6 protein-coding genes, 1 tRNA gene and 2 pseudogenes are annotated in these 6,500 nt (G+C 71.1%); 6 read left to right on the top strand and 3 right to left on the bottom strand.

What is annotated here, in order from left to right; genetic code table 11:
* Positions 1-8: 8 nt before the first annotated feature.
* Entirely contained in the window at positions 9-554 is a 546-nt protein-coding gene (locus AC2W7M_RS17580; protein ID WP_486133644.1) for a hypothetical protein, read from the bottom strand.
* A 73-nt stretch (positions 555-627) separates the two neighbouring features.
* A pseudogene (fabI, locus tag AC2W7M_RS17575) lies at positions 628-1,424 on the bottom strand (enoyl-ACP reductase FabI).
* 182 nt (positions 1,425-1,606) lie between these two features.
* Here fabI and AC2W7M_RS17570 point away from each other — a divergent pair.
* Both AC2W7M_RS17570 and AC2W7M_RS17565 read left to right on the top strand, forming a co-directional pair.
* A tRNA-Pro gene (locus AC2W7M_RS17570) sits at positions 1,607-1,683 on the top strand.
* 515 nt (positions 1,684-2,198) lie between these two features.
* The gene (locus AC2W7M_RS17565; protein ID WP_486133642.1) at positions 2,199-3,029 is read left to right on the top strand and encodes a DUF1194 domain-containing protein; all 831 of its coding nucleotides are present in this window, start codon (positions 2,199-2,201) and stop codon (positions 3,027-3,029) included.
* Positions 3,030-3,048: 19 nt separating this feature from the next.
* Here the strand turns inward: AC2W7M_RS17565 and fni are convergent, their stop codons facing one another.
* Complete coding sequence (gene fni / locus AC2W7M_RS17560) at positions 3,049-4,098, bottom strand: type 2 isopentenyl-diphosphate Delta-isomerase (RefSeq protein WP_486133641.1); 1,050 nt, start codon at positions 4,096-4,098, stop codon at positions 3,049-3,051.
* Positions 4,099-4,322: 224 nt separating this feature from the next.
* On the opposite strand from fni, the gene AC2W7M_RS17555 reads away from it, so the two are divergent.
* From AC2W7M_RS17555 to AC2W7M_RS17540, 4 genes and pseudogenes are all read left to right on the top strand, one after another.
* A complete protein-coding gene (locus AC2W7M_RS17555) occupies positions 4,323-4,646 on the top strand; it encodes a hypothetical protein (RefSeq protein ID WP_486133639.1) in 324 nt (107 codons plus the stop codon).
* A 2-nt stretch (positions 4,647-4,648) separates the two neighbouring features.
* Positions 4,649-5,299 (top strand): polyprenyl synthetase family protein, encoded by a 651-nt coding sequence (locus AC2W7M_RS17550; RefSeq protein WP_486133637.1) that lies wholly within the window; start codon positions 4,649-4,651, stop codon positions 5,297-5,299.
* Positions 5,296-6,165 (top strand): ABC transporter ATP-binding protein, encoded by an 870-nt coding sequence (locus AC2W7M_RS17545; protein WP_486133635.1) that lies wholly within the window; start codon positions 5,296-5,298, stop codon positions 6,163-6,165. The genes AC2W7M_RS17550 and AC2W7M_RS17545 overlap by 4 nt, the downstream gene beginning before the upstream one ends.
* Positions 6,166-6,267: 102 nt before the next feature.
* Positions 6,268-6,500 (top strand): annotated as a pseudogene (locus AC2W7M_RS17540) (ABC transporter permease); the annotation flags it as partial.

Here is a 6,500-nt window from a genome sequence, read left to right as displayed (position 1 = left end):
TGCCGCGCTCATGACGCGTCTGCCGCAGGACAAGGCGCGCCCGCCCGGCCGTCACCGGCCGGAGACCGGGAACCACGTGGTTCGTACCACGCGCCCATGGGTGGGATAGGTGACGCGCAGGACCACCGTTGTCGCCCGGACGCCGCCGGCCCCTTGTAGCGCACGACGACGCCCTTCATCGCGCGCCCCATGCAGGGGTTCATGGCGCCGCCGTCGCGGCCGGTGGCCACGAAGGCGCCGTAGCCCATGGTGACGCGGCCGCGCGCCGGGGCCGAGAGCACCTGGATGGTGGGCACCTGGGTCTGCTGGCAATTGTAGTCGGTGGTGCCGGCGGCGAAGATGGCGCCCTTGGTGCCGGCGCCGTTGCCGGTCACGTAGGTGATGCCGGAATAGCTCGGCGTCACATAGTCCGGGAAGAAGGCGCCGCCCGGGCCGAACACCCGCTCGCGCAGGGGATATTCCTGCAGCGTCGGCAGGCTCTGGGCCGCCGCTCCGGTGGCGGAGGCGGCGCAGAGCGCAAGAATGGCGACGGCTCGGCGGCAGGCTACCAGCATGTTCGATCTCCTCATCGCGCGCCCTGAAACCCGTGCACCCCGCCGGCGCCGGATGACCCCGCGGGACGGCCGGTCAGTCGCGCACCAGAGCGAGGTCCGGGGCGTCGGGGTGCTTCATGCCGACGATATGGTATCCGGCGTCCACATGGTGCACCTCTCCGGTCACACCGCGCGACAAATCGGACAGGAGATAGACCCCGGTGTCGCCCACCTCATCGGTGGTCACGGTGCGGCGCAGCGGGGTGTTCAGCTCGTTCCACTTCAGGATGTAGCGGAAATCGCCGATGCCGGAGGCGGCCAGCGTCTTGATCGGGCCGGCGGAGATGGCATTGACGCGGATCGCCTTGGGGCCGAGATCGGCGGCGAGGTAGCGCACCGAGGCCTCCAGGGCCGACTTGGCGACGCCCATCACGTTGTAGTGGGGCATCCACTTTTCGGCGCCGTAATAGGTCAGCGTCAGCAGCGCGCCGCCGTTCGGCATCAGCTTCTCCGCCCGCTGGGCGATGGCGGTGAAGGAGAAGCAGGAATCAGCATGGTCTTGGAGAAATTGTCGGCGGTCGTGTCCACGTAGCGCCCGTCCAGCTCGTCCTTGTTGGAGAAGGCGATGCAATGGACGACGAAATCCAGCGTGCCGAACAGCTTCTGCGTCTCGGCGAAGACCGCGTCCATGGTCTCCGGCTCGGTCACGTCGCAATGACCGACCAGCGTTCCGCCGAGCTCGGCCGCCAGCGGCTCGACTCGCTTCTTCAGCGCCTCGCCCTGGTAGGTCAGAGCAATCTCGGCGCCATGCGCGCGCACCTGCTTGGCGATGCCGTAGGCGATGGACCGGTTATTGGCGACGCCCAGAATCAGCCCGCGCTTGCCCTTCATGAGACCGCTCGCGAAACCGTCCGTCGCCATGTGCCTGCACTCCGATATTCCAAGGCATTGACGCCGCGCGGCGGGCCGGCGGCGGGCTTCCTATGGCATGGGGGCATCCACCGTTCAAGCGAAGCCGCGTCGGAAGCCCTTGCTTCGGTGAAGGGGCGCGTGCTAGAGGCAGCCGCCTGGATCGGAGTGTAGCGCAGTCTGGTAGCGCACCACGTTCGGGACGTGGGGGTCGCAGGTTCAAATCCTGCCACTCCGACCAATCTGGCTTTGCGCCACCGGCTCTCAGAGAGCCGCCTACCCCACAATGTCCCCTTTCATCCCGCCGCCCCCGCGGGACCTGTTGCGGCGTCATCGGCCGAGGGGCTTCGCAGGCGGCCGGCGCGCGTTGTTGCGATGAGCCGGGACGCAGACGCGCCGCAGTTCGGCGGTCCGAATCGCCGGCCCGCCGATCCGCCGGCGCACGCCGCCGCGCGCGAATCACGCGGAGCGACCTGCGGTTTAGCCCAGCGACGGGCGCCTCCTTACGCGGGCACCGTTCTTGGCCGCGAACGCGATTTTCTACACTGCTTTATTTTTGTGCAGTGCCGTATGACCCAACGTCTTGTGACAAAACGACGACAGCCCGCTCCCCTGCGGCGATCATGCGCCGATGCCGCGCCGCCACGCGGCGGCTGAAAACAAAAGAGGCGGCTAATCGCTTTGTTAACCCCCCGGTTGGTGAGACGATCTTCGCGACGCGATGTCGCGCCTTTCCGGAATGGAAGGGAGAAAGGAATGTCTCAGGCCAACAGTCTCATGGGCGCCCTCGCGGTTGGCGCGTGTCTGGCGGGCGCCCTGCTCCAGGGATCGGCGCAGGCCGCATCCCCTCGCGACATGGAGGTGGACGTCGAGCTCGTGCTCGCGGTGGACGTCTCCTATTCCATGGACGTGGAGGAGCAGGCGCTCCAGCGCGAGGGCTACGCCAACGCCCTCACCTCCCGCGAGTTCCTCGACGCGCTGCGCCAGGGCCTCAATGGGCGCATCGCCGTCGCCTATATCGAATGGGCGGGCGAGAACGAGCAGCAGATCGTGGTCAACTGGCGGGTGATCGACGGTCCGGACAGCGCGCGGACCTACGCGGACGCCATCCGCGCCGCGCCGCTGCGGCGGGTCTACCGGACCTCCATCTCCAGCGCCCTGCTCTACAGCGCCGACCAGTTCGACCTCAACGGCTATGCCGGCGTGCGGCGCGTCATCGACGTTTCGGGCGATGGCGTGAACAACCAGGGGCCGCCGGTCGCCATCGCCCGCGACGCGGTGGTGCGGCGCGGCATCACGGTGAACGGGCTGCCGCTGCTGCTCAAGCGCTCGGCTTCGTCCGCCATCGACGTGCCGGAGCTGGATCTCTACTATGAGGACTGCGTCATCGGCGGCCCGGGCGCGTTCGTCATCCCGGTCCAGCACCGCGACGAGTTCGCCCGCGCCATCAAGACCAAGCTGGTGCTGGAGGTGGCGGGCGTCCAGGTTCCCGACCCGGCGGGACCGATCCGGCGCGTGGCGGATGCCGCCCCGCGCATCTCCTGCACCATCGGCGAGAAGATCTGGCTGGAGCACTGGAGCAACTGAGCGGGCGCGCGGCGCCCGTTCAGGGCTCCGCCCGCTCCAGCGGCACGTGCCGGAGCGCCGCGAGGTCGCGCGCGCCGGTGGCGAAGCAGGCGACCTTGAGCTGGCGGATGACGATATCGAAATGATCCACCACCGCCTCGGCGGAGGTCAGCGCCGCCTCCAGGGTGCCGGCCGCCTGGCCTGCGAGATCGGCGCCGAGCCGGATCGCCTTCGCCATGTCGACGCCGTGGCGGACGCCGCCGGAGGCGATCAGCGGAATGTCCGGGCAGGCGCCGCGCACTGCCGCGAGCGAGGCCACCGTGGGGATGCCCCAGTCGGCGAACGCCTCCGCCACGCGCCTGGAGGCGCCGATGCCGCGCTCGCCCTCCACTAGGGCCCAGTTGGTGCCGCCCGCCCCGGCCACGTCGAGCGCCGCGACCCCGGCGTCGGCGAGCGCCCGCGCCACCGCGCCCGACAGGCCGAAGCCCACCTCCTTGGCGATGACCGGCACCTCCAGCGCCCGCGTGAGCGCGGCGATGGCCGTGAGCGCGCCGCGCCAGTCGCGGTCGCCTTCCGGCTGGATCGCCTCCTGGAGCGGGTTGAGGTGCAGGATCAGCCCGTCCGCGCCGATCATCTCCACCGCCCGCCGCGCCTCGTCGACGCCATAGCCCTTCACGAACTGGGCGACGCCGAGATTGGCGTAGAGCGCCGCGTCCGGCGCCCGCCGCCTGAGCTCGCGCGTCAGCCCCGCCGCGCCCTGGCGCTCGATGGCGATGCGCTGCGAGCCGACGCCGAGCGCGAGGCCGAGCGCCTGCGCCGCTTCGGCAAGGTGCGCGTTGATGCGCTCCGACTGCGCCGGTCCGCCGGTCATGGACGAGATCAGCACCGGCGCCTTCAGCCGGCGGCCGAGGAAGGTGGTGGAAAGGTCCACCTCGTCCAGCGCGATTTCCGGCAGCGCGCAATGGGCGAGCCGCACCGCGTCGAAGCCGGCCGAAACGCGCGAGCGGGCTCGCGCGCCGTCGAGCACGATGTCGATATGGTCCTGCTTGCGCTTCTGCGCGTCCGCGCCCTCGTCGTTCCGGTTGCTCATGGCAGATGGGGATCCCCGAAGGCTTGCAGAGGCATGGGTGAAGCGCCCCGGGTGGTATCGGGGGCCGGGGTCCGCCGGAACGGCTGTGCCCGGAAGGCCACGCTGCGACATCGGCGTGCGCGCGCCCCTAGCGTCAATGTCTAGGGGGTGATCTAAAGGCATTCAAGACAACGTATTGTTCGGACATCCGACTCCGGCCGGGCGCCAAAGAGGGGCGAGCGTTCATGAGCCATAATGGAAGCCGGGATGCGCTACCCGCACACCCGGTGGAGGAGACGCCAGCCACGCAACAGGGCGAGGGGCTCGTCCTGCGCTCGCGGGACCTGTCCTATCTGCGCGCGGTGATCGAGCGCCGGCTGGGCTTGCTCGTGCCCACCGGCGCGGCCCATCCCGCGGTGCTGCACGCCGCCATGCGCCACATATTGCTGGCGCCCGGCAAGCGCCTGCGCCCGCTGCTGGCCATTGCCGGCGTGCTCCAGCTCGACGGGTCCGAGCAGCAGGTGCTCGATTTCGGCTGCGCGCTGGAGATGGTGCACGCCTCGTCCTGATCATGGACGACCTGCCCTGCATGGACGACGCAGCGGTGCGCCGCTCCCAGCCCACCACCCATGTGCAGTACGGCGAGGACGTGGCGATGCTCGCCGCCGTCGCTTTGCTCTCACGCGCCTTCGGCGTGGCCGGCGCGGCGCCGGGCGTGCCGGACCGGGTGCGGCTCGACGCGGTGGCGGTGCTCTCTTTGTCGGTCGGCTCGCTCGGCTTGTGCGGCGGCCAGTTCGACGACCTCCACCCCACCCCCGGCCGCACCGTCGCCGCCACCGAGGACGTGAACCGCCGCAAGACCGGCGTCCTGTTCACCGCCGCGGCCGAGATCGCCGGTCACGTGGCGGGCGCGGACGAGGCGCAGGCCGGGCACCTGCGCGCCTTCGCCTCCCATGTGGGGCGCGCCTACCAGATCCTCGACGACATCCTCGATGCCTCCGCCTCAGCCGCTGCGCTCGGCAAGGATGTGGGCAAGGACGCCCACAAGGTGACCGTCATCGCCTCCCTCGGCGCCCCGCGGGCGCGCAAGCTGCTCGGCGAGCACTTGGCGGGCGCGCTCCAAGCCTCTAAAGACCTCGGACCCAACCGGGAGGGCCAGGAGCCTCTGCGCGATTTCATGGATGCCGCCTTCGGTGAACTGATGGGGCCGCTGGCGCCGTGAGCGCCGGGCTCCTTGACGAGGCCCGCCGAACCGAACGTACCGAAGCCCCGCCCCTCCTGATCGAGGGCCTCAGCGCGGGCTTCGGCGCGCGCACGGTGCTGTCCGGCGTGAGCCTTGCCGTCGCGGCCGGTTCCGCCACCGTCCTTCTCGGCCCCAACGGCGCCGGCAAGACTACGCTGCTGCGGGCGGTCTGCGGGCGGCTCGCGGCGCGCGCTGGCATGGTGCGCATCTGCGGCATTCCGGCCGAGGATGCCACCGCCCGGCGCCTGATCGGCCTCGCGCCGCAGGAGATCGCGCTCTACCGGCCGCTGACCATCCGCGAGAATCTCGAGACCTTCGGCCGCCTCGCGGGCGTGCCCTGGCGCGGACTTTCCGCCCGCGTCAACGAGGTGATGGCCCGCGCCGGCATCGACGCGCGCTCGGGCGAGCGCATCGACCGCCTCTCCGGCGGCTGGCAGCGGCGCGTCAACCTCGCCGCCGCTTTGGTGGGCGCGCCGCGCCTGCTGGTGCTCGACGAGCCCACGGTCGGCATCGACGCCCACGCCCGCGAGGACCTCGCCAGCCTGGTGCAGCGCCTCGCCGGGGACGGCCTCGCCATCCTCCTCGTCACCCACGACTTCGCCTTCGCCGAGCGGGTGGCGGACCGCGCCGCGATCCTCAAGGCGGGCCGCATCGTGCTGGAAGGCCCTCTTGGCGACCTTCTCACCGAACGGTTCCGGGGCCGGCGCGTGGCCGAAGTCACCTTCGCCGCTGCGCCCGACGACGCCCGTGCGGCGGCGCTGGCCGGGCTCGGGCTGGCGCCGAGCGAGGAGCCGACCGCCTTTTCCGGCCTGATCGCCGATGACCGCATGCGGTGGCCGCCCTGATCGCCGCGCTGGAGGCGCTCGGCGCCGCGCCGCGCACCCTCGCGCTCAAGGCGGCGGGGCTCGACGCGCTCTATGCCCACGCGGTCAGGGAGGACTGACGCCATGGTGCTCGCCATCATGCGCGCCCAGGCGCTCACGACGCTGCGCGACCGCGGCGCGCTGGCCATGACCTTCGTATTGCCGCCGCTGCTGTTCCTGCTGTTCGCCGCGATCTTCGCCGGTGCCGGCGGCGACAATGCGCGCGTCACCGTGGCCGTGGCGCAAGCCTCCGACGCGCCCGCCGCCGCCGCGCTGATCGCCGCGCTCGCCGAGGCGCCGGACCTTGATGTGACCTC

The organism is Xanthobacter sp. BG11Y11_SDJG (genome assembly GCF_057364445.1).
Note: the sequence above shows the minus strand (reverse complement) of the source record. Positions and strands in the feature narration are given on the sequence as shown.

Bases quoted from the DNA above. Each gene is read 5' to 3' on its own strand.
- fni (WP_486133641.1), bottom strand. From the start codon at position 4,098: ATGAGCAACCGGAACGACGAGGGCGCGGACGCGCAGAAGCGCAAGCAG.
- AC2W7M_RS17550 (WP_486133637.1), top strand. From the start codon at position 4,649: ATGGACGACCTGCCCTGCATGGACGACGCAGCGGTGCGCCGCTCCCAG.
- AC2W7M_RS17565 (WP_486133642.1), top strand. From the start codon at position 2,199: ATGTCTCAGGCCAACAGTCTCATGGGCGCCCTCGCGGTTGGCGCGTGT.
- AC2W7M_RS17580 (WP_486133644.1), bottom strand. From the start codon at position 554: ATGCTGGTAGCCTGCCGCCGAGCCGTCGCCATTCTTGCGCTCTGCGCC.
- AC2W7M_RS17555 (WP_486133639.1), top strand. From the start codon at position 4,323: ATGAGCCATAATGGAAGCCGGGATGCGCTACCCGCACACCCGGTGGAG.